This window comes from Falsiroseomonas oryziterrae (assembly GCF_021864505.1).
In the GTDB taxonomy this organism is placed as follows: Bacteria; Pseudomonadota; Alphaproteobacteria; order Acetobacterales; family Acetobacteraceae; genus Falsiroseomonas; species Falsiroseomonas oryziterrae.
This window is the reverse complement of sequence record NZ_JAKJIB010000697.1, coordinates 1-616: the sequence shown is the minus strand read 5'-3', so window position 1 is coordinate 616 and position 616 is coordinate 1. Positions and strand designations below refer to the sequence as shown.

Below are 616 nucleotides of genomic sequence, written 5' to 3'. Positions count from 1 at the left end.
CGGCGTGCCGGTCGTGGTCGCGGCGGGCGGCGACGGCACCATCGCGGAAGTCGCCTCGGGGATTGCCGGCAGCGCCGCCACGCTCGGCGTGCTGCCGCTCGGCACGGCGAACGTGCTGGCCTGGGAGCTCGGCCTGCCGCGGCAGCCGGAACGTGCGGCGGCGGTGATGACCGGCGGCCGCGCGACGCTGCTGCATCCCGGCCTCGCGCGCTTCGCCGACGGGCGGAGCCGGCTCTTCGTGCAGATGCTGGGCGCGGGCTTCGACGCCGCGGTCGTGGCGCATCTCGACCTCGGGCTGAAGCGCCGCCTCGGGCGGGCCGCCTATGTCTGGCAGTCGCTGCGCGAACTCCCGCGCTATCGCTTCCCGTCCCTCGCCGCCACACTGGACGGCGAGACGGCGACGGCGGCGAGCGTGATCGTCACCAAGGGCCGGCTCTATGCCGGGCGCTACCTGGTCGCGCCCGGCGCGCGGCCCGACCTGCCCGGCTTCCATGTCGTGCTGTTCCGCCGGCCCGGCGCGTGGCGGGCGGCGCTCGCCGGCGCCGCGTTGCCGCTCGGCCTCATCCCCCGCCTGCCCGGCGTCGAGATCCGGCCGGCGCGCCGCATCGCCCTGGCG

Annotated in this window: 1 protein-coding gene; it reads left to right on the top strand. The window is 77.6% G+C overall.

The annotated features are described in order from the left end of the window. Positions 1-616, top strand: a 616-nt coding sequence (locus tag L2I40_RS24180; protein ID WP_237217870.1) for a diacylglycerol/lipid kinase family protein, incomplete at both ends; no start/stop codon positions are given.